Origin of the sequence: Sphingobacterium nematocida (assembly GCF_900168125.1) — a bacterium.
GTDB classification, from domain to species: Bacteria; Bacteroidota; Bacteroidia; order Sphingobacteriales; family Sphingobacteriaceae; genus Sphingobacterium; species Sphingobacterium nematocida.
On the sequence record NZ_FUZF01000004.1, the window covers coordinates 177815 to 198092 of the forward strand.

The 20278-nt window shown below is 37.3% G+C and carries 14 protein-coding genes; 8 read left to right on the forward strand and 6 right to left on the reverse strand.

Going from position 1 to position 20278, the window contains the following annotated elements; all coding sequences use genetic code 11:
* Nucleotides 1-82: 82 nt before the first annotated feature.
* Entirely contained in the window at nt 83-3724 is a 3642-nt protein-coding gene (locus tag B5X76_RS07240; RefSeq protein WP_079642443.1) for an Ig-like domain-containing protein, read from the forward strand.
* Nucleotides 3725-3732: 8 nt separating this feature from the next.
* On the opposite strand, the gene B5X76_RS07245 is transcribed toward B5X76_RS07240, so the two are convergent.
* Entirely contained in the window at nt 3733-4671 is a 939-nt protein-coding gene (locus B5X76_RS07245; RefSeq protein ID WP_079642444.1) for a zinc dependent phospholipase C family protein, read from the reverse strand.
* Nucleotides 4672-4787: 116 nt separating this feature from the next.
* Here B5X76_RS07245 and B5X76_RS07250 point away from each other — a divergent pair, with 116 nt between their 5' ends.
* From B5X76_RS07250 to B5X76_RS07260, 3 genes are read left to right on the forward strand one after another with little or no spacing between them, the layout of a single operon-like run.
* Nucleotides 4788-5774 carry a glycosyltransferase family protein gene (locus B5X76_RS07250; RefSeq protein ID WP_079642445.1) on the forward strand — a complete coding sequence of 329 codons (987 nt, stop codon included), beginning with the start codon at nt 4788-4790 and terminating at the stop codon, nt 5772-5774.
* A complete protein-coding gene (locus B5X76_RS07255) occupies nt 5771-6544 on the forward strand; it encodes an FKBP-type peptidyl-prolyl cis-trans isomerase (protein ID WP_245800989.1) in 774 nt (257 codons plus the stop codon). Before B5X76_RS07250 ends, B5X76_RS07255 begins: the two co-directional genes overlap by 4 nt.
* On the forward strand, nt 6531-7427 hold the full coding sequence (locus B5X76_RS07260) for an aldo/keto reductase (RefSeq protein WP_079642446.1): 897 nt from the start codon (nt 6531-6533) through the stop codon (nt 7425-7427). The genes B5X76_RS07255 and B5X76_RS07260 overlap by 14 nt, the downstream gene beginning before the upstream one ends.
* Before the next feature lies 1 nt (nt 7428).
* Here the strand turns inward: B5X76_RS07260 and kdsB are convergent, their stop codons facing one another.
* From kdsB to B5X76_RS07275, 3 genes are all read right to left on the reverse strand, one after another.
* Nucleotides 7429-8172 (reverse strand): 3-deoxy-manno-octulosonate cytidylyltransferase, encoded by a 744-nt coding sequence (gene kdsB, locus B5X76_RS07265; protein ID WP_079642447.1) that lies wholly within the window; start codon nt 8170-8172, stop codon nt 7429-7431.
* A 145-nt stretch (nt 8173-8317) separates the two neighbouring features.
* Nucleotides 8318-10507, reverse strand: coding sequence for a glutamine synthetase III family protein (locus B5X76_RS07270; protein ID WP_079642448.1), 2190 nt, complete (start codon nt 10505-10507; stop codon nt 8318-8320).
* 154 nt (nt 10508-10661) lie between these two features.
* The gene (locus B5X76_RS07275) at nt 10662-13442 is read right to left on the reverse strand and encodes a S9 family peptidase (RefSeq protein ID WP_079642537.1); all 2781 of its coding nucleotides are present in this window, start codon (nt 13440-13442) and stop codon (nt 10662-10664) included.
* Between the two features lie 226 nt (nt 13443-13668).
* On the opposite strand from B5X76_RS07275, the gene B5X76_RS07280 reads away from it, so the two are divergent.
* Entirely contained in the window at nt 13669-14400 is a 732-nt protein-coding gene (locus B5X76_RS07280; protein WP_079642449.1) for an SIMPL domain-containing protein, read from the forward strand.
* A gap of 71 nt (nt 14401-14471) precedes the next feature.
* On the opposite strand, the gene B5X76_RS07285 is transcribed toward B5X76_RS07280, so the two are convergent.
* Complete coding sequence (locus B5X76_RS07285) at nt 14472-15332, reverse strand: sigma-70 family RNA polymerase sigma factor (RefSeq protein ID WP_079642450.1); 861 nt, start codon at nt 15330-15332, stop codon at nt 14472-14474.
* 252 nt (nt 15333-15584) lie between these two features.
* On the opposite strand from B5X76_RS07285, the gene B5X76_RS07290 reads away from it, so the two are divergent.
* Nucleotides 15585-15812, forward strand: a complete 228-nt coding sequence (locus B5X76_RS07290) for a helix-turn-helix domain-containing protein (protein ID WP_079642451.1) — start codon at nt 15585-15587, stop codon at nt 15810-15812.
* On the opposite strand, the gene fmt is transcribed toward B5X76_RS07290, so the two are convergent.
* Nucleotides 15809-16726: a methionyl-tRNA formyltransferase gene (gene fmt, locus B5X76_RS07295; protein ID WP_079642452.1), complete on the reverse strand. Its 918-nt coding sequence runs from the start codon at nt 16724-16726 to the stop codon at nt 15809-15811. The genes B5X76_RS07290 and fmt overlap by 4 nt on opposite strands.
* Before the next feature lie 96 nt (nt 16727-16822).
* Between fmt and B5X76_RS07300 the strand changes: the two genes are divergently transcribed.
* Both B5X76_RS07300 and B5X76_RS07305 read left to right on the forward strand, forming a co-directional pair.
* Nucleotides 16823-18037 carry an ABC transporter permease gene (locus B5X76_RS07300; protein ID WP_079642453.1) on the forward strand — a complete coding sequence of 405 codons (1215 nt, stop codon included), beginning with the start codon at nt 16823-16825 and terminating at the stop codon, nt 18035-18037.
* A 108-nt stretch (nt 18038-18145) separates the two neighbouring features.
* The gene (locus tag B5X76_RS07305) at nt 18146-20275 is read left to right on the forward strand and encodes a cation:proton antiporter (RefSeq protein WP_079642454.1); all 2130 of its coding nucleotides are present in this window, start codon (nt 18146-18148) and stop codon (nt 20273-20275) included.
* Nucleotides 20276-20278 lie beyond the last annotated feature (3 nt).

Sequence of the window (20278 nt, forward strand, 5' to 3'; positions counted from 1 at the left end):
TAATTAATTATAATTAATTGTTTGATTGAACTTCGTTGTTGTAACGTTTGTTTAGGCATTCCATAATTTACCAATTATAAGTATGTGCTATATATATAACGCTTTTGTAGTTGCTATTATTTTGTTTTGCAATATTTGCGCTTATGCTGACGGTTCAAAAGATTTTTATCCGCGATATCCTGAGCAAGTAAGGGGCAATAGGGCTTTTTTGGTCTCGCGCGCCCAAAATTCAACCAACGTTTTTTTTAATCAAGCGGCGCATTATGTATATGTTCGGGAAAATGAAGTATTAGCTGTTGCTTCGAGTGCCCAAGGTATTAAAAACGGCTTTATCCAGTTGACATCCCCTTCCGGAAAGGTAGTCCAGACGATAATAGGCAGTACTACCGGTAAAATAGCTTCTCGAGCAGAAGAAGTAGCGGGGCCGGGGCTAGGTTACACGCCTTTTGAAATTAATGTAGGAGACGATATTGGGGTATGGCGTGTCGAGTTTATCCCTACTCGTTGGTCTAATAATAGGTTGCTGGAGAATTCTGACAAAGATTTGGTTGTTAGGGCAGATGATGATTGGATACAACCGGATAACAGTTATTATATAGCTGCTTGGGATGTTTCTGTGCGCAAAGCAGGCAATACGATTACAGAATGGCTTCCGGGACGCGTTTTTACCAATGTGTTGCATCTGTACATTAGCTCTGCCACATTAAACCAAGAAGAAGGAGCTTTCTTTGGGCAAAATTATGTGCTGACTAAGGATGGATACATTTATAAGGTAGATGGAAATGGTAGTCATGGAATCGATTTTCAATATTTTGTCAATAGTTCAGGGATTTTAGATGCCGACCATAATCCATCTTATAAGAGTTCTAACGACGGATTTAAAGCACTATTTCATGATCCTAATAAACAAGATGTCTCGGGGAATATAACGCATAAAATGTTTTATCGATTCCCAGATGTCACAATGCCTAAGAATAGCCCCGCAGCTTCGCCTTTGATAGAGACTTGGTTGTATAATGAAATTAAGATTGCTCAAATCAGTAATGTTGAGTTTGAAACTATTGAAGGGAATAAGAACTACGTAAATAAAAAGGGCGCAGAAATACGCTTTGTTACCAACTATGCCGGTAGGTATAGGGTTACTATTGAATCGGCAAGTGAGGACTTTTTGTTTAAACAAAAGGAAATTATAGTCTCGGGAGTAGTTGGAAAGAACAGTCTGATTTGGGATGGAACGGATGGTGATGGTAGTTTTATCCCGGTAGGATCGGATTATCCGATAAAAGTCTCCGTTTCCTTAATAGAAGGCGAAATACATTTTCCATATTTTGATATGGAAATAAACCCGCGCGGCATTTTGGTAGAGCGATATAATCCTGACGGCACTTCTGCTGGATATGCTAGCATGTATTGGGATGATACTGCAATCACTTCAGGAGCTTTAGGAGAATCTTCGTCTCCGGTTTCGAAATTGGATGATATGTTACAGAGTCAAAATGGCCAACACAGTTGGGGGACTTATAGGCAGAGTGACCTACCTGCCCATGTCGCATCGAATTATGGCGGCAACGATAACTATGGCGCATATAGCTTCGGCAATAATAAGGCTATGGACACCTGGTCTTATTCCGTTAGAATGAATGAATCGATAGAACCTCAAATCACAGTATTGATGATCGATTTGGAAGTGGTCAGTTTGGATGCAGACAAAGACAAAGTAGAATTGGGGGAGACTTTCAGCCATACTGTAGAAGTTCGGAATAATGGCCCATCAGATGCCGTTAATGCCAAGTTTGAGTATGCCTTGCCAATAGGTTTTGTTATTACTGGAGTTTCTCCTCAAAGTTCATGCGGAACACTTTCTAACCAAGTATTGCTCGACAATACGGCTGTCGGCCGTATCGACCTACCTGCCGGCTGTAGAATGACGATTGTGGTCTCGGCAAGATCTGAGATGAGCGTTCCCGATGCAAGTTATGGCATTGTAAAGGCAACAGCCGGATTAGTACGACCTGAAGGCTATTATGATATAGATGCCACGTCAGATGATAGGACGAGGCTGGTGCCTGGAACTGCGGAAGAGGAATGTCTCAGTGGTAAGTGCAATAATATTAAAGTCAATGACAAGGTGTTTTTATTAGAGCCATTTAATGAACGAGGGCAATTGGCCTTAGTGAAGTCTGTAAAGCATATTGATAAAAATGGGAATGGTTTTCAAGAAGCTGATGAGTTGTTAGAGTATACTTTTACAATATTCAATACAGGTGAAGTTGATGTTTCGTCCATATATATAGAAGATCCATTGCTTGATAGTCAAAAAATAAAGTTTGACAATCTGATTTTAAAGAAAGGGGAGAAAGAAGTACGGTCACATACTTATTCTATACAGGGTAAGGATGTATTAAGGGGAGAAGTGGTAAACACGGCTAGAGTTTATGGGCTTAATCCACGGAAATTTATAGTTACAGACATATCCGGTACAGCAGCTGAAAACGATATTGCCACAAGGATTGACATCGACCAATCTCCAAGATTAGGATTAAAAGCTTCCGTAATAAATATAGGTTCAGGAGAAAATGGACAGTTTACAATAGGAGATAGAATAGACTACTTGCTAGAGGTAAAACATGAAGGTAGCATTGCTGTAGGAAAGATCTTGATCCAGGATTTTGCACTTGGTTGGTCTGAGTCGGCTTTGGCGACCGAATATTTCAGTAATAAAATTTTATCCTATCTGTTCTCTTATGTAGTTAATGAAGGTGATATTGAGAGAGGATATGTGAAGCAATCTTCTTTGATTGAAGGTAAAGATGAGAAGTATGGAAACCGTATTATTGATAACTCTGGAGAGACTTTTACAGATGATCTGCCCTTGATAACAAAGACGGCAATCGCACCTAGGGGCGTAGATGATAATTTCACCCTTTATCAGGGGAAAGATGCAGTCTTTGCAGTGTTAGAAAATGATTTGCTAGGAAGCAGCTCGCTAATGACAATTAAATTGGAAATAGTTGATAGCCCTGAATTTGGGACAGTGTCTGTAGATAATGGTCTGGTGAGGTACATTCCTAATCATGCATCCATTTATGGAAAAGATAGCTTTACTTATCGGGTTATGGATAATAGTAAGCTTAAGAGTAATCTTGTACGTGTCAATATTGATATAGTTAAGACCATACCAGTAGCAAAAGACGATTTCTATGTCATGACCTATAATTTTTTTACAGATATAATCCCAAGTAAAAATGATTATGTAGAACACAGTTCTATTGTAAAAGGTAGTGTTCAGATATTAGAAAGTCCTCAAAAAGGGCTATTAAGTCCTATTGGAGAAGGTGTCTTTAGGTATAAGCCTCAAGATAATTATACGGGATACGATAAATTCACTTACATTATACAAGATGAAAATGGAAATTGGTCAGCCCCAGCTACTGTTAATCTAGAAGTTAAAGGGTTTTTCTTGCCAAATACAATAACTCCCAATGGTGATCAAAAAAATGAAACATTTGAGATTCTGGGGGCTTATCTTTTTGATAAAATAGAGCTAGAAATTGTAGATAGGTTTGGTCGGGTAGTATTCCATTCTCGTGATTATCATAACGATTGGAATGTCGATTCTAAAGTTAAAGACGGGACATATTTTTATACTTTCAAAGGGATAAAGAGTGGCGTCGAGCCCATTATTCGCAAGGGATCTTTGTTGATTGTGAGGGAGTTGAGGTGATAGAGACTTTAATGCCATTCTTCCCGACCTAATGGTCTCTTGTTTTGCGTATTTTCTATAGGATGAAAGTCCGCCTCGTTTACTTTTAATTTTGATAAGTTAGGTTGACCGGCATCTATCCAAGCAGAATACCATATGGACGCTACGTAGAAAATAGAAGATCGAAGTCGTCGTTCTACCATGCCGTTAAGCGCTTGATGGTACTTCGTGGCATATCTGTCTGAATAGGTATAGATTAATTGGTTGTTTCTCTCTATATAGGCTTTACGTTCAGATGGTTTAAACTCTTTAGAAAGTAGTTTCTCTATCTGAAGCACCGAGTCGACCATAGCGTTGCTTTCTCTTACTATTTTCCAAGATTCTTCAAGAGGATCGTTGATATATACAGCTCTTTTTATAAAGTAATTATATTCATGTGAGAACATTTCTGGAAGTCTCGTCTCCCAAAAAGCATGTATACCAATTTGATCGGTATATTGACCATTGTAATTGCTACTGGTATGTAGTGGGACGTGAGCATCTGCAATGTAATGTCCTATATCAGCACTGTATTGAATGATTTTTGCCTCATTACGATCTTTGAAAGATCTAACCAAGTTTTGATAGGTTTTCCATATTTGCCAAGGCACTATACCTTGGGCTAATAACTTCCGCTCAGAATACTTTTCTACAGCTTTGCTCCAATGAATCGGAACGGAATCTATATTTTCATAACGATCAATATCTATGTAATGCCTTGGACTTTCAATTGTGTCTATATAGCATCGTTTGTCTGCGTCAACAGCTTTTTCCGTAATAAGCTTTATGTTTTTCTTAAAAAAGGGGGCGATTTCGGGAGGCAAAAGGAATACTGCCGTCTCGTTGATTTTTTTATGAGCATAGAATCCCCAAGAACAAGTAATCATGAGTAAAAAAATCAGTGTCAATACTTTTATTGTGAATATCATAAGTGGTTGGTTATGAGTTTGAATTTACGGAAATAATGTTCTTAATCATAATTTAATACTATGAGGGAAGGCAAATCGAAAAAAATGAGTATTTTCGAATCACTATAGAATAGAGGATGAAAATATTATACGCCATACAGGGTACAGGAAACGGTCATCTTTGTCGAGCAATGGATATCATCCCATGCTTACAGCAATTTGGTCAAGTAGATGTATTAATTAGCGGAATTCAAGCCGATATCCAATTGCCTTTTGATATTACGTACAAACTGCATGGGCTTAGTTTTATTTTTGGAAAAAGCGGTGGAGTTGACTTATGGAAGACATTCATGAGCTCAACAATACGAAAGTTTATCCAGGAAATAAATTCAGTTCCTGTAGAAAAATATGACCTCGTCATTAATGATTTTGAACCCATCACAGCATGGGCATGTCATACAAAAGATATACGTTGTATTGGTTTAAGTCATCAAATTGGCGCATTGCATCCCGATAGTCCCAAGCCTGAGGAAGGGGATATGATGGGTAAGTTTATTATGAAAAATTATGCCCCAGTATCAGAAGCGTACGGATTTCATTTTCAGTCTTACCATAAGTCTGTTTATACACCTGTGATTCGAGAATCCATACGAAATTTACAAGCTACAAATAATAATCATTATACAGTCTATTTACCATCATATGATGATGCTCATCTTTTAAAACATTTGACAAAATTTGATGGCGTAAAATGGGAGGTGTTTTCAAAACACAATTCGAAATCCTTACGTTACAAAAATGTAAGTATCAACCCCATCAACAGTGATGCTTTTGTGAAAAGCATGGCTTCATCTGAGGGGGTATTGTGCGGAGCAGGCTTTGAAACACCAGCAGAGGCATTATACTTAGGAAAAAAAGTATTAGTGATTCCAATGAAGAATCAGTACGAGCAGCATTTGAATGCTGCAGCTCTAGAAAGAATGGGAGTTCCTGTGATAAAAAGCTTAAAAAGAAAATATGAATATGATATCGAGCTGTGGTTAAACGATAAAAGTAATGTTGTTGTTGACTATCCCAATAATACGATGTCTATTATAGAAACCATCATAAATAACCATAAATGAAATTTAGATTAATCTGTGCTCTGGCACTAACAATGACCGGCTCATTGTGTATTGTCAATGGACAAACTGCTAAAAAAAAGCAACCAACGAAATCCCAAACTAAAAGCGTTCAAAGTAATAAAACTGTTGCAAAAAAAGTAAACGTTGTCAATACTGTTGTTTTGAAAAATGGACGAGATTCTTTGTCTTATGCTTTAGGTACCGATGTGGCTAGATCATTAAAATCAAGCGGTTTTGATTTGGATGTTAAAATGCTGTCTGAAGGTATCTCTAATTATTTTAAAGGAGGTAATGTTCTTTTGACGGAAGACAAGAGCGCTGAGATAATTCAAGCCTCTGTCCGAAAGATGATGGAAATCAAAAATTCCGAGCTTCGTAAGCCAGGAGAAGAATTTTTAGCCAAAAATAAGTTGAATCCTAATGTCAAAGTGACGAATGAAGGTGTTCAATATGAAATTTTAAAACAAGGTGATGGAGTTCGACCTAGTGTTGCCGACGAAGTTGTTGTTCACTATTTAGGAACGTTGCCAAACGGTAATAAGTTCGATAGTTCCTACGATCGGAATGAACCTCTTAACCTTTCGCTGTCATCTGTTATAAAAGGCTGGCAGATTGGCATACCTTTGATGAATGTAGGTGCCAAATATAGATTTTTTATTCCCTACAATTTAGCGTATGGCGAACGCGGATCTGGTACAATTCCTCCGTTCAGTCCATTGATTTTCGAAGTAGAACTTTTGGAGGTGAAGACAAAGAATGCGACTGAATAAACTTGGACGTTCCGAGTTAAATGTCTCGCAACTGGGGTTTGGTGCCATGTCGTTATCAGATAAAGATATGGCATCAGGCATTAATCTGGTAAAAGAAGCCTATGCACAAGGAATTAATTATTTTGACACCGCCGACTTGTACGGAAAGGGAGAAAATGAAAAACTGTTGGGCGAAGCTCTGAAAGGATTTAGGGAAGAGATCATTTTAACCACTAAAGTTGGTAATGTGTGGCGTGCAGATGATTCTGGCTGGGACTGGAATGTTTCGAAAGATCATATTAACAAAGCGATAGATGACTCTTTGGCACGGTTACAGACAGACTATATCGACTTATATCAACTACATGGTGGTACAAATGCTGATAATTACGACGAGGTGATTGAGACATTCGAAAGGTTGAAAGATAAAGGGAAGATTCGTGCCTATGGTTTGTCCTCTATTCGCCCCAATGTTTTTCAATACTATGCTAAATTCAGTCATATAGCTTCTAATATGATGCAATTTAGTGCATTAGATACCAGGCCCAAAGAGTATTTTGATTTTTTTGCGGACAATGGCATAAGTGTAATTGCCCGAGGAGCATTAGCACAAGGTATCTTAGTGGAGAAGGCTGCTAAGGATTATCTAACTTTAGATATGAATACCGTAACCCAGATCAAAGAGCAGATTTCAGCTTTGGCAAAAGCTTATGGTGTTTCCAACCTTGCGATAGCACTACGTTACGTTTTACAAAACTCTATTGTTGCTAGTGCTTTGGTCGGCATCCGAACAAAGACTCAACTTTATGAGCTACTAAATGCCTATGACGAGATGAACTCTTTAAATGCGAATGAGTTAATAGAGTTTAGTTCTTATTCGCATTATAGAGAGCATAGGGATTAAGTTATGTATTAAAGTACTTTGCGACTAGAAGTTTTAGATCCTCAGGTGTGTCTATTGCCTCGTTAGAATGGCTAGATATAGCAGTATGAATTTTATAACCGTTGTCTAGCCAGCGTAATTGCTCGAGCGCTTCCATTGCTTCAAGATCCGAGTAGGGAAGGGCTGCCAATTCTTTTAAAATAGGAACACTGTAGCCGTAAATGCCAATATGATTGTAGTAGGGACGTTGTTTTAACCAGTCCTCTTTTTTTGTTCCTCTAAGAAAGGGAACAGCTTGTCGTGAAAAGTAAATTGCCTCACCATTTTTGCTAACTACAACTTTCGGTTTATTTTCATTAAATAGTTCTTCAAAGGTCTCCACTTTACGTATCAATGTTGCTATTTGTGTATTCTGGTTGTCAAAGCAGCTGCGGAGCAGGTTTATCTGTAGAGGGTCGATGAATGGTTCATCCCCCTGTATATTTATCGCTACGTCAAATCCCTGGATATTTTCAATAACTTCTGCGCAACGATCTGTCCCCGATTGGTGATCCTTTTTGGTCATAATCACATTTCCTGCGAAATTTTTGACGTGGTCAAAGATGCGTTGGTCATCTGTTGCTACAATAACTTCGTCCAAAGAGGACGCGTGTTTTGCCTGGTTATAGACGCGTTGTATCATACTGATACCTCCAATATCTATTAAAGGCTTGCCTGGAAATCTCGAAGAATCATAGCGCGCTGGAATTATCCCTATAGTTTTCATCTTTTTATTCTTTATTTGGGAAAATTAGTAATAAATGTGTTATTAAACCATCTTTATATAAATATTTTGTTCAAAGATGGTTCAATTAAGAAGAGACATCCATTTGGATGTCTCTTCAGTAAAAATATAAGGGTTGATTAGTTTATTAGTGAATAAATAGGAGTTCGCGTAATTTTGGTAAAGGCCATCTTGAGTCGTCAACAATCTTTTCTAATTTATTGACATGATAACGTATTTCATCAAAATAAGGCTTAACGATTTCGTCATAGCTGATTGCTTTCTCTCTTGTGTCTTCAAATGTGTTTGCTTTTTTACGAGCTTGACGCATTTCTTCAGATTTTTCAAGGATAGTATTAGCATGTTTAGAGATACGTTCTACGAGATTGAGCTGTGAAGAATAAGATTCCTTTGCTAGGCCCAGCTCTTTAAGACCTTTCACATTTTGTATTAGTTCATTTTGATAAATGAAGCAAGCTGGTGCTATTTGACTATTCACCACTTCACCTATCACACGTGCTTCAATTTGCAATTTTTTGTAGAAATTTTCCAATAAAATCTCATGACGTGCTTCTGATTCTCGCTTTGAATAAATACCCAATCTTTCGAAAAGAGCTATAGTCTCATCCTTAATATAAATATCTAGCGCCTTAGGTGTGGATTTAATATTAGAAAGTCCTCTGGATTCAGCTTCTTGAGCCCATTCATCGCTATAACCATTTCCTTCAAAGCGGATAGATTTAGAGTCTTTGATATATTTTCGGATTACATTTAGGATAGCTAGATCCTTTTTCGTCCCTTTTTTGATTTGTTTATCTACTTCTAGCTTGAATTCAATCAACTGAGCCGCCACTATTGCATTTAATACGGTCATAGGTAAAGCCGAGTTTGCAGAAGAACCTACAGCACGAAATTCAAATTTATTACCAGTGAAAGCAAAAGGAGAAGTCCGGTTACGGTCTGTATTGTCTAGTTTTAGTTCAGGTACCTTAGGTATACCATGCCAAAGATTAGCTTCTGATTTTACTTTTTTTGCAACTCGAGCTGATTCTACTTCTTCTAATAATTCATCTAGTTGAGATCCAAGAAAAATTGAAATAATCGCGGGTGGAGCTTCGTTTGCACCCAATCTGTGATCATTACTATGGCTAGCGATAGAGGCTCTCAATAGGTCTGCATATTCATGAACAGCTTTAATCGTATTTACAAAAAACGTTAAGAACATGAGATTGTTCTTTGGTGTTTTTCCTGGAGATAATAGGTTGACTCCAGTATTTGTAATTAGTGACCAGTTATTGTGTTTTCCAGATCCGTTAACTCCTGAATAAGGCTTTTCATGTAGCAGAACTTTAAAGTTATGACGTATTGCCACTTGTTCCATGACATTCATCAGTAATTGATTATGGTCGATTGCTAAATTTATCTCCTCATACATTGGTGCGCATTCAAACTGCGAAGGAGCTACCTCATTATGACGGGTTTTTAAAGGGATACCTAATTTAAGAGCTTCATTTTCTAGATCGACCATAAATGCTAATACACGTTCAGGAATAGCTCCAAAGTAATGGTCTTCTAATTGTTGACCTTTGGCAGACATATGTCCAAATAGGGTGCGGCCTGTGAGTTGCAAATCTGGACGTGCATTGTAAAGAGCAAGATCTACTAAAAAGTATTCTTGTTCAATGCCTAATGAAGCATTTACTTTCGTAACCGCTTTGTCAAAGTATTGCGCGACATCTGTTGCCGCTTTGTCAATTGCATTTACAGCTTTTAGTAGAGGAGCTTTATAGTCTAGTGATTCTCCAGTATAGGATACAAATACTGTAGGGATACAAAGGGTTTTACCTGCAGCAGACTCATAGATAAAAGCCGGAGATGAAGGATCCCATGCAGTATACCCGCGTGCTTCAAATGTATTTCGTATGCCTCCATTTGGAAATGAAGAAGCATCGGGTTCTTGTTGTACCAATGCATCAGCAGTGAATTTTTCAATAGCATCACCGTTTTCGTCAGGTTCGAAAAAAGCATCATGTTTTTCTGCGGTACTACCTGTTAATGGTTGAAACCAGTGTGTGTAATGAGACACACCATTTTGGATAGCCCATGTTTTCATTGCCTGAGATATGAATTCTGCAATTTCTCTGGTGATTGGCTCGCCATCTTCGATTGCTTTGGTCAGCTCTTTGAAAGTAGTTTTCGGTAGAAAATCTTTCATTTTAGCAATAGTAAATACATTTTTACCAAAAATAGTTAGCGCTCTCTTGGTAACGACCTTTTCTTCTGGCAATGCATGTCTTGAGGACGCAGCATTTACGGATTCAAATCTGATACTTGACATTGGGTTTTGAGTTGGAGTTGCTTTTTGTGTGATTTATTTCTTTTGTTTGTCAAAAATACAATCTATTTTTTTGTTTTTTAAATAAAAATAAAAAAAAGACTCAAAAAAATGTTTTTTTTTGAGTCTTTAGTGGGTTTATTTTTGTCTGTTTTGATTATTTGGTGTCAAATCCCCAGTTTATTCCTTTTTTTGTTGCGTTTACTCCTGTTTTTATCCATTCGGCTGCAGGTTTTTCCTTTAAAAAGTGATCGAAGAATTGACTTTGGCGAATTTGTATGTCTTTTCTGTTTTGTCTTTGTATTAAATTATGGTCATCGCCATTATAGTTCAGCAACCAAACTGGCTTTTGTAGACGACGCAAAGCAGTAAACATTTCAATACCCTGATACCATGGCACAGCTCCATCATTGTCATTGTGCATGATCACTACCGGAGTATTTACGTTGTCCATAAAAAATAAAGGAGAGTTTTCGATATACAAATCTCTGTCTTCCCAAAGTGTTGCCCCCAATCGACTTTGTGTTTTTTCGTATTGAAATTGTCTTGACATGCCAGTTCCCCAGCGAATACCTCCATAAGCAGAAGTCATATTGACAACAGGAGCTCCGGTCCATGCTGCGGCATACATATTAGTGCGAGTTATTAAGTGAGCGACTTGATATCCGCCCCAACTTTGCCCTTGGATAGCCATTTTTGTAGAGTCTACCCAAGTATTTTTTGCTAGGTGACGCATGCCAGAGTTGATATACTCTTCAGCGGATTTACCCGGATGTCCCGTTTCGTACGAGATATCCGGTGCAAAAACTAAGTATTCATTACTCACAAAGTAAGGTATATTAAGTCTTGAAGGAGTAGGGGCTGGGGCTTGATAGCTATATAGACCTTGGGATAGCTTTTCGTAAAAATAAGCTATTATTGGATACTTTTTGTTCGGGTCGAAATTTTCTGGTTTATATAAAATTCCTTCTGCTTGATGACCATTTGGGGTCACCCATTTGATGAGTTCTGCTGTCCCCCAGTTGTAGTCGTTCTGTTGAGGATTAATATTCGTTAGCCTTTGTTCTTTTTTAAACTGGGTAGAAATATAAAGGTCAGGACTGGAACTGTAGTTTTCCTTTGTGTAAATATAGGTTTTAGCCTGTTCATCCGTTGCAAAATTCTTAAATGTGAATTTATCTTGGATAATTTCAAGAGGATTTTGAGTTTTTGACGGATTTACGCTAAATACACCGTTCTCTTTGTTACTTTCATTAAAGCTACTTAAAAACAGCTGTGTTTTTTCGTTTATTTTAAATGTTTTTTTTCTTGGATCGGGGTTGTTTCTAGGGTTTATTGCTCTGAATACAAGTTTATTGTTTCTTCCGAACTGATTAGTAACACATCTCTTAGTTTTGCCATCCAAAGAGAAATACCATATGTCATATCGGTCGTTGATATAAATGCCTGCATTATTGTCTGCCCAAGCTGCTATACCATAGGAAGGTGCTGTTGCAGGCATATCATTTTCCTCGTCAGCAAATTGTACAGAAATATCTTTATTTAATAAATGTTCTGTTCCGGTAGCGATATTATGGCTATACCAATTGCCTTCTTGTTCGTTAAATAAGACGATATACTGTGCGTCTGGGGATAGGTAACCTTGTCCATTCCATTTTGATTTTATTAATTTCCGTTCACCAGTACGTGTTGATATTGCATAGATTTGTTGTAGCAGAAAGGCTTGCCATTGATATTCTATCCTATTGCCAAATGTGGTCGTTGCGAGCATCCATTCCTCCGTGGCTGCGTCGGTGTAAGAAGTTCGGTCGAACGTGTCATCGATTAATGAGATTAATTCATTTGTTTTTAAATTGTACACCGCATCATAATTTCTAGATAGGTCTCTTTTTAAATTGACAAGTTGTTGTGTCATCAAATAATCGTCTTTCCAATGCCATATATCTACTTTCGCATTTTCGAATTCAATCAAGGTGGTGTCTTTTACTGCCGGGATAGGAGCTAGGCCAAGGAAAAGCTTATTGCCATCGGCATCAAATGAGAGTTGACCATCACCCGATACATACCAATCTTTTGGTACTCCATGTGTGTTTTTGTCAATAAGAACTTTCGCTGAATCTTGTCCTATTTTATATAGGTATAGTTTGAAATCTTTTATTTGAGCTTTTGCAGGGCTTTTATCAGCTAAAAAAGAAATTTGATTGCTTTGATCGTCAAATGTTATATTTTTATAAACTCCTTTTCCATTACTGATCTTTTGTAGTGCTTTTTTTGAAAGATCATAGAGATAGAGTCCATCGATACCCGAACTGTCTTTCTCTTCAGTCTTTTTGTTAAAGACTAAGTATTTTTCATTATCACTGAAAAAATAACTCTCTGCTTTCCAAAATTGAAGCGTGTCTCCTGAGTGCAGTTGTTGTAGAACCAATACATTCTCCTTTTTACCCTTCGTACCCTTGATATTTTTTTTTGCAAGTTCAGCACCTGTACTATCAATTTTGTTTTTTGAACTGTCAGCGACGGTAGGTGTATTTAATTCTTGTGTATATGCTACATAATTGATAGCATTTTGGGCTGCTTTAAAACTTTTAATAGGTCCAAGCTTAATTTGTTGCTGATCCTTTATGTTGTAGATCAATAATGAATCTTTGGGAAAATCCTCACTTTTTTTCTTTTTGATCTTAGCCTCCCGAGTGTCCTTGAAGACTGGCTTTATTGTGCTGATCAGAAATTTCTCTCCTTCTGTAATTTTTGATCCAGATGCACGGTCAATCCGTTGTATTAATTTATTGTTTTTGTCTTTTACTTCAAGATAACCATCGCCTTCTTGGGGTGATACCGTGTAAAAAACATAGCTTCCCGATTTGCTGATGTCAGCCGAGCTGATGTTTTTCCACATATCATATGTTGAATGATCTATAGGCTTTTTTTGAGCCATAAGAGTAGGCAGTGTTAAACTGCAGATAATAGATGTCAATAAGCTTTTGTTCATTTAATAATGTGATTGTTCAGTCCAATCAAACTTAGATAAAATGCATCGTATTCAAGAATACCTAATAGAAAAATTACAGAGATACCGCAAGTGTTGCATATTTGGCACGTTAATTACTGTATATGATATAGAGAATCAAAGATTGAAAATAAATCAAATAGTAAATTGACATATGAAATCATCAGGAATTGTAATTAGTATCGTGGCCGCTATCGGGGTGCTCGCGTCGGCTTTTGTATTAGCTAATGCTTATAAGTATAAGTATCGAGTTAATAATACAATTAATGTTACGGGAAATGCAAAAAAAGATTTTGAATCAGATATCGTAAAATGGACTGCTTCATATAGCCGTAAATCGATGGATCTCAGTGAAGCATCAGAACAACTAAAAAGAGACCGGGACTTGGTAAAAAGCTTTTTGGTGCAACGTGGGATTAAAGAAAATGAGATTTTGTTCAATGCTGTAAATATCCTGAAAGATTTTTCTTATCATACCGATGAGCGAGGTAATAGCTATAATACATTCTCAGGTTATAGTCTTACTCAGATGGTGAGTATAGAATCCAGAGATTTGGATAAGGTGGATAATGCATCACGTGAAATTTCTACGCTAATATCCCAGGGAGTGGAGTTGAGTTCCAATTCACCCAATTATTATTATTCTAAACTGGAAGATCTAAAGCTTTCCCTAATTGCTGAAGCATCTCAAAATGCAAAGGCAAGAGCGGAGAATATTGCTAAAGAATCGGGTTCACGTTTAGGTGGGCTTCTTAAGGCGGATCTAGGAATTTTTCAGATTACAGGTCAAAATGATAATGAAGACTTTTCTTATGGAGGTGTCTTTAATACAACAGCGCGGCTAAAAACGGCCAATATTACTATAAAAGCAAGTTATGGTCAATAAAAGGTAATTTTTATAAAAAAAATAAAGCGCAAGATCATCTCTTGCGCTTTTCCTTTTATCGGCTTTTATAATTAACCTAGATAAGATTTTAAAATTTTGCTACGAGAGGTGTGACGTAGTCGTTGTAAAGCTTTGTCTTTAATCTGACGTACACGTTCTCTCGTTAGATTGAATTTTTCACCGATCTCTTCAAGTGAAAGTGGGTGATTTGACCCTAACCCGAAAAATAGAACGATAATTTCTCGTTCGCGCTCTGTCAATGTCGACAAAGATCTTTTGATCTCTTCCGACAGAGATTCATCGATTAGAGAGCTATCCGTATCTGGATCAGAGTTTTCTAATACATCTAACAGGGTGTTTTCTTCTCCTTGAACAAAAGGAGCGTCCATGGATACATGTCGGCCTGAATTACTTAATGTGTCAGATACTTTGTCTACGGTAGTTTCTAAGATGTCAGCTAATTCTTCAGGAGAAGGCTCTCTTTCGTACTCTTGCTCTAATTTTGAAAACGCTTTGCTGATCTTACTTAGTGAACCCACTTGGTTTAGAGGGAGACGTACGATACGTGATTGTTCAGCGATAGCCTGCAAAATAGATTGACGAATCCACCACACCGCATATGAAATAAACTTAAACCCTTTAGTTTCATCAAATCGCTTAGCTGCTTTTATAAGGCCTAAATTCCCTTCGTTGATCAAGTCTCCTAATGTGAGTCCTTGATTTTGATATTGTTTGGCTACAGATACGACGAAACGTAAATTGGTTTTTGTTAATTTTTCTAATGCTACTTGATCCCCCTCGCGAATCCGTTGCGCCAAGATTACTTCTTCTTCAGCGGTAATCAAGTCAACTTTACCAATTTCATGTAAGTACTTGTCTAGAGATTGTGATTCACGATTCGTGATCGATTGTGTAATTTTGAGCTGTCTCATTAAAATTTATACCTTTCTTCTGGAATGTTGCAAAAATACAAAAAAATATCTTCGTATACTGTAACAAAATTGTAATTTATCTATTCATTTTGAGGTAGTTATAGGAGATATTAAAACCTATCATTAACATCAAAAATCGTTCCAAACTTATTGACTGTCATATGTTGTTATTTATTAAAATAATATTCTAAGGTTAAAACCTTTTTTTTTGAAAAATGTTTTATAGGCAAGGAAAATTAAATAAATAGGATTATGGGTATAGTAATACGTTTAGATGAAGTGATGGCAAAAAAGAAAGTGTCTTTAAACGAGCTTAGCGATCGTGTAGGTATTACGCTTTCAAATCTCTCCATCTTAAAAAATCAAAAAGCAAAAGCAATTCGATTAAGTACATTGGCAGCCATTTGTCGTGCACTTGACTGCCAACCTGGGGATATAATTGCGTACAAAGAGGATGATTTTTCTGAGAACAAGGACTAATCGAAGCGATATCCCCTCAAGAATTCTTCAATAGACATCCTCTTCTTACCCTCAATTTGTAGAGATAGCAAGTTGATATACCCATCTTGTGTACAGAATTTTAAGAAGCTCTTGCCATCCGTATCAAAAGACCCCGGAGCTTTTTCTGTAAAAGCTATTTCTGTTGTGACTTCATATATTTTAAGTACTTTACCGTCTAATAGGGTATAGGCTGCAGGGTATGGGCTTAGTCCTCTAATTTTGTTATAGACCTCTCGGGTGGTCTTGTTCCAGTCGACAAGACAATCTTCCTTAAAAATCTTAGGTGCATGTTTAATCTCTGTAGTTGATATATTTTCCTGAGGTATGGGGGTGATACTGTCTGTTCTCAAGCCATTGACTGTATCGATAAGGATTTTAGCTCCAGCATCCATCAGTTTGTCATGTACCAAACCTGCTGTGTCATTATCTTCTATCTTAACTTTTTGGCTAAGTAGAATATTGCCCGTATCGATTTCATGTTGCAGTAAGAAGGTACTCACACCTGTCTCTTTCTCTCCATTGATGATGGCATGGTTGATTGGAGCTGCACCCCGGTATTGTGGTAATAACGATGCATGGACGTTTATAGTGCCCATTGGGGGCATATCCCACACGACTTGAGGAAGCATGCGAAAAGCCACTACAACCTGTAGATCGGCCTTATACGATTTTAGGCTTTCGAGAAAGGTTGGGTCTTTAAGTTTCTCTGGCTGCAGTATGGGTAGGTTTTTTTTCAAAGCAAACTGTTTAACAGCAGATTGATGTAGTTTTTGACCACGTCCAGCTGGTTTGTCAGGACTTGTGATTACAGCCACAACATTTTCTCCAGCATCGAGGAGAGCTTTTAGAGAAGCCACCGCAAAGTCAGGGGTTCCCATGAATATTATACGCATAAATACTGTTTTTTTATTTTTGAAACACTTTGGGTGTCTCGTTTGTCAAGTTGCAAAAATTGTTAACTTTGCGAAGTTACAAAATTATATTTCAGCTTGAATTTTCCATTATTTATCGCAAAGCGAATAATTTTTAGAGGACAGCGAACCTTTTCAAAGCTCATTGTACGTGTCACTATTGGGGCATTGGCATTGGCGGTTATTGCAATTCTTCTTTCTGTCGCAATTTTAAGAGGATTCAAGGATGAGATCACTGATAAACAACGTGGCTTTTTTAGTGATATAATCATCACCAAACAGGATTTAAATCAAGCAGAAAATACACCTATTTCTCTAACTCCTGGCAAGATTGAAGAGATTCGAAATATTCCGAATGTAGTCTCTATCTCCCCTTTCGCGACAAAGGTTGGTATTATGAATGTGAACGGAGAAGTGGAGGGGGTGATGTTGAAAGGTGTGGAGTCCACTTATGACCAATCCTTTCTCGCAAAAACCTTGGTTAGGGGAGATACATTAAATTTCCAAGCAGCCGCGGATGGCCAACTGTTGATTTCTTCATATTTGTCAGAACGGTTGAATCTTGAGTTAAATGATAGTTTTGTAATGTCTTTTGTTCAAGATAATAGGACGCGCAAACGAAAATTCGTAGTTAAAGGGATATTCCGTACCAATTCGGAGGAACTTGATAACAACTATGTAATTGGTTCATTAGATCTGATACGCCGGTTGAACAATCTTGGCGACACAGAAGCAGGAGCATACGAAATCAGAATTAAGAATTTTGAGCAACTGCAGCAAACTACAGACGAAGTTGATGATGTCTTGCCTTTGGATATGAAGTCAATAAATGTAGTCGAGCACCTTGCAGACATTTTCAATTGGTTAAAAATGCTAGACATGAACGATGATATTATATTCGTTCTTATGGTTATTGTGGCTATTATAAATATGATTTCTTCGTTGCTTATTACTATTTTAGAACGTACATTCTTAATAGGTATGTTGAAAGCTATGGGGATGATCAATCGTGAAATTCGAAAGATATTTTTATTAAATTCTTTATATTTAATTAGCTATGGCTTAGTGATAGGCAATGTGGTAGCTTTATTTCTCTATTTTTTACAAAATCAAACTCATTTTTTTAAATTAGATCCCGCTATTTATTATATTGAGTATGTTCCAATGTCTATTGATTTTGGGACGGTTGTTTTACTGAATGTCAGTATAGTTTTAATTGCTTTGTTGACTTTATTCGTTCCCTCAATGCTCATTTCTCGAATTTCTCCAATCAAGACTATACAGTTTAAATAGACTTTAAAAAGCTTCTTTCTTTCAAAAATCTAGTTTTTTTCGTACTTTACGTACGATTACAAACCTATGTTTTTAATTGTAATCGTTAAATGAACTTTCAATTTACATATGAGTAGTAAGATTTTTGAACACCTATCCGAAGCATTTGAAGCGCCTTTAACCAATCCGGTACTCGTTTTTTCTTTAGTACTTTTTATTATACTTTTAGCTCCTATTTTACTCCGACCCATTCGTGTTCCGGGGATAATTGGTCTGATTTTATCGGGGGTAGTTATCGGTCCGCATGGTCTCAACTGGTTAGAAAAAAGTTCGGCCGTAAATCTTTTTTCGACAATAGGTCTATTGTATATCATGTTTATTGCCGGATTAGAGTTAGATATGAATGAGTTTAAGAAGACGAAACATAAAAGTCTTATGTTTGGTTTTTTTACGTTCGCCATACCCATAGCTATAGGCTTTCCGGTCTGTTATTACCTGTTAGGTTATGATATATTGCCGAGCATATTGATAGCTAGTATGTTTGCTACACATACGTTGGTGTCTTATCCTATTGTTAATCGATATGGTATTTCTAAACATGAGGCCGTCGCTATTACTATCGGTGGTACCATATTGACCGATACAGCAGTTTTAATCATCCTTGCCGTTATTACAGGAGCCTCACAGGGGAATATAAACCAAGAGTTTTGGGTTACCCTAGGGATTTCCTTTGCTGTCTTTTTGTTTATTATGTTCGGGATTATTCCGAAGATAGCGAAGTGGTTTTTTGAAAAAATTCAATCCGAGAAAACGGGACATTATATTTTTGTGCTCACGGTTGTTTTTTTTGCTGCTTTTTTAGCAGAGATGGCAGGATTAGAGCCTATTATTGGAGCATTCGTAGCAGGATTGGCCCTTAATAAGTTAATTCCACATTCTTCGGCATTAATGAATCGAATAGAATTCATAGGCAACGCAATCTTTATTCCTTTCTTTTTAATTTCTGTGGGGATGATTGTGGATATCAGTGTATTGGCAAAAGGACCAATGGCGCTAATCGTAGCTGGTACATTGACTGTAGTTGCAGTGTCCGGTAAATACTTGGCAGCTACTGCTACCCAGTTAGTGTTTAAGTATACAGGAAATCAAAAAAACCTAATTTTTGGACTTAGTAATGCCCATGCAGCAGCTACTCTTGCTGTAATTATGGTTGGGTATAGCAATAATATCATTGACGAGAACGTGTTAAATGGAACTATTGTTCTCATCCTTGTGACTTGTATCATCGCATCGATGGTTACCGAGAGTGCATCGAAAAAAGTCGTAATGGAAGGCCATCAAGACGATGCGCATGTCGAACATGTGGAAGAAGGTGAAGAACAGATAATGATTCCGATCGCTAATTTGAATACGATGGAGCCGATATTAGATTTCGCGACATTGATTAAATCAAAGAAGTCACATTACCCATTGAGTATACTAAGTGTGGTTCCTGACAATGAACGTGCAGAGCGCAATCTAGTGGATGCACGTAGAAATCTCGATAATATGGCACAGTATGCATCGGGTTCAGAAACAGAAGTGGAGTTATTGACAACAATTGATTTTAATATCGCAGCAGGTATTGCTAGGATGTCCAGACACTCACTCGCTGACTGTATTATTATGGGCTGGCCTAGTGCAGTTTCATTTGTCGAAAAAATTGTTGGTGAAAAGACAGAAAGTATACTGAATTCCACCGACACAACGTTGTTTATGTGTCGATTAGAAAAACCGTTGATTTCGCATAAATCTATTACTGTATTCGTTCCACCATTAGCAGAGTCAGAATTTGGCTTTGAATATTGGATGGAAAAGATTTTAAAGTTGGCCCAAGAGCTTTCTTTGCCAGTTAATTTTATTTGTAATGCCCGTACACAGGGCGCTACAGAAGAGGTTCAGGAGCTTCTTAAGTCTAGTGTGCCTTTACATTACGCTAATTATGAAGATTGGGACAATATTTATGGCTTAGCTACTTTTAGTAATGTCGACTCGTTGTTGGTATTTGTGTCTTCCCGAAGTGGAGAAGTCTCGTATCGCGACTCGTTGGATGGTTTAGCCCGGAGATTAGGTCGTTATTATAAGAATCAAAATCTAATACTTCTATTTCCAAGCCGTCAGGCAGATTTGCACATCGATGAATATGAAGATATTCAGACAGCGCCTATTTTTAGAAAAATAAGTCGTGAAATAGGAAATATGTTTAATAAGGAGAAATAATAA

Excerpts from the sequence above, each read along its gene's own strand:
- B5X76_RS07240 (WP_079642443.1), top strand. The coding sequence starts at position 83 with ATGTGCTATATATATAACGCTTTTGTAGTTGCTATTATTTTGTTTTGC.
- B5X76_RS07245 (WP_079642444.1), bottom strand. The coding sequence starts at position 4,671 with ATGATATTCACAATAAAAGTATTGACACTGATTTTTTTACTCATGATT.
- B5X76_RS07250 (WP_079642445.1), top strand. The coding sequence starts at position 4,788 with ATGAAAATATTATACGCCATACAGGGTACAGGAAACGGTCATCTTTGT.
- B5X76_RS07255 (WP_245800989.1), top strand. The coding sequence starts at position 5,771 with ATGAAATTTAGATTAATCTGTGCTCTGGCACTAACAATGACCGGCTCA.
- B5X76_RS07260 (WP_079642446.1), top strand. The coding sequence starts at position 6,531 with ATGCGACTGAATAAACTTGGACGTTCCGAGTTAAATGTCTCGCAACTG.
- kdsB (WP_079642447.1), bottom strand. The coding sequence starts at position 8,172 with ATGAAAACTATAGGGATAATTCCAGCGCGCTATGATTCTTCGAGATTT.
- B5X76_RS07270 (WP_079642448.1), bottom strand. The coding sequence starts at position 10,507 with ATGTCAAGTATCAGATTTGAATCCGTAAATGCTGCGTCCTCAAGACAT.
- B5X76_RS07275 (WP_079642537.1), bottom strand. The coding sequence starts at position 13,442 with ATGGCTCAAAAAAAGCCTATAGATCATTCAACATATGATATGTGGAAA.
- B5X76_RS07280 (WP_079642449.1), top strand. The coding sequence starts at position 13,669 with ATGAAATCATCAGGAATTGTAATTAGTATCGTGGCCGCTATCGGGGTG.
- B5X76_RS07285 (WP_079642450.1), bottom strand. The coding sequence starts at position 15,332 with ATGAGACAGCTCAAAATTACACAATCGATCACGAATCGTGAATCACAA.
- B5X76_RS07290 (WP_079642451.1), top strand. The coding sequence starts at position 15,585 with ATGGGTATAGTAATACGTTTAGATGAAGTGATGGCAAAAAAGAAAGTG.
- fmt (WP_079642452.1), bottom strand. The coding sequence starts at position 16,726 with ATGCGTATAATATTCATGGGAACCCCTGACTTTGCGGTGGCTTCTCTA.
- B5X76_RS07305 (WP_079642454.1), top strand. The coding sequence starts at position 18,146 with ATGAGTAGTAAGATTTTTGAACACCTATCCGAAGCATTTGAAGCGCCT.